The organism is Paenibacillus sp. oral taxon 786 str. D14 (genome assembly GCF_000159955.1).
Taxonomy (GTDB): domain Bacteria; phylum Bacillota; class Bacilli; order Paenibacillales; family Paenibacillaceae; genus Fontibacillus; species Fontibacillus phoenicis.
In genome coordinates this window covers 1-1,825 of record NZ_GG696014.1, presented here as the reverse complement: position 1 = coordinate 1,825, position 1,825 = coordinate 1, and the positions used below count along the sequence as shown (strand labels likewise).

The 1,825-nt window shown below is 46.8% G+C and carries 1 protein-coding gene; it reads left to right on the top strand.

Annotated elements, in window-relative coordinates; translation table 11 throughout:
- The first annotated feature begins 127 nt into the window (after positions 1-127).
- A complete protein-coding gene (locus POTG_RS22450; RefSeq protein ID WP_009227146.1) occupies positions 128-1,504 on the top strand; it encodes an IS110 family transposase in 1,377 nt (458 codons plus the stop codon).
- Positions 1,505-1,825: the final 321 nt, after the last annotated feature.

Sequence of the window (1,825 nt, the reverse complement as noted above, 5' to 3'; positions counted from 1 at the left end):
AGTTTATACTTTCTGGCGTGTAATATAATCAAAATATAAAGAGGAAATCCCCAGCGACTATCGAAGAAAGAAGCACCTGACAGGGAAGCTTCAATCTTACCTACCAACCACAGGAGGTTAAAGTCGCATGGGGAAATCCTCGCACATTCAAGGCCGTAAGGGAACTAAGTTCAGTCAACAGCTAAGGGGCGTTAACCTGGAGCAAGTCCTCATCGTTGCAATCGATGCGGCCAAGCTCCACCAAAAAGCCTTAATATGCAATTATTTCGGCGACATCATTGAAAAACCCTTCTTTTTCTCAGCGAATAATTCTGGTATGGAGCTGCTTTGCAAGAAGATTAATCAAGCGGTTACAGCCACAGAGGCTGTTCGCTTGTTCCTGGGTATTGAGGCAACAGGCCATTACTATGAAGACATCGTCCGCGAGATGGCGAAACGAGGGTACCACGTTCAGATCTTGAATCCGTATACCACCTTCGAGGAACGCGCCGGCGCACTGAATTGGTGCAAAACAGATGATCTTGATCTTGTGGCCATCGCCCATGCCATCAAAAGCAACAAAGCCACTGAAAACCAGCTTTTGAATGGCGTGCAGCGTCAGCTCCATGTCTTGACTCGAGCACGGCGCTCTGAGACACGGAAGCGTGCTTCCTTGCGTACAGAGATTCGAGCACTTATGGACCTCATCTGGCGCGAGTACCAAGGATATGCAGATTATTCAGCCGGTAGAGCTCGAAAAATCAAAGTATTCAGTGACTTCTGGGGGAAAGCCTCGCTCTTCTTCATGGAGCATTATCCACACCCCGCTGCTGTCCTGAAACTAGGGGAGACCGGGCTACGGAAGCTCTCGATTCAGCATAATCTCAAATTGCGAAACACCACCATCCAGAAGCTCTTGCACGTCGCTGAACAAGCGTTATCGAGAAACTTACAGGAACTTCGGCCTGAGCTTATGTTACTGAAAATGAAGCTACGTGACTTACGAACATTTGATGCCAAAATTAATGTTTTGGAACAAGAGATCGAGAACCTTCTCCTTCAGACAGACGGACGACTGCTTCTTACCGTCCCGGGCTTAGGAGTGACTACCGCGGCTGAGCTTTATGCTGAAATCGGCGATGTATCTCAGTACTCGAACGCAAACCAGTTAATTAAGAAAGCTGGCACAAACCCCATTGTTAAGCAAACAGGTGGCGGCAAAGGCTCCTACCGCAAGATTTCCAAACAGGGAAACGATCACCTTCGTTATGCGGTATATCTAGCAGGTAAGAGTCTCTGCATGCATAATAAGGACCTTAAGCCTTTCTATGATCGTCTGAAGGAAAAAGGAAAACATGAACGAGCCATCTTTGTTGCAATGGGTAATAAGATGCTCAAAGTCGCTTTCGCCATGCTGCGAGACCGTTTACCGTTTCAATCGCAGTGCTCTGATTATCACATCCTTGATGAGGTCAATAAGAAGTTGAACTTCAATTGCGTTATGCCGACACTAGCGACGGCCTAACTAAGCAAGATCTTGGAACCGGTCTTTCTGGGACTGAGGGAAGATCGGATCACTTTCTTGGAGACCTTGGATCTCGTATGTCAGCTTTATCCACCTCGCCCTGTGAATGCGAATTGTACGTTAGCGTATACTCTGCACTCAGCCAGATTGCATCGCAGGATTGAAAAAACGAGGCTATTTCCTTTCAAGTCCGAGAAAGGCCGGTTTCAAGCATCGCTTCTCTGTCAGTTGCTAACTTTTTTGAAAATCTGGGGGGTTAGGTGTGTTTGGGTTACCCAGAAACCTAAAAATTCTACTTGACATAGTACGCTGATATCTTAA

Excerpts from the sequence above, each read along its gene's own strand:
- POTG_RS22450 (WP_009227146.1), top strand. The coding sequence starts at position 128 with ATGGGGAAATCCTCGCACATTCAAGGCCGTAAGGGAACTAAGTTCAGT.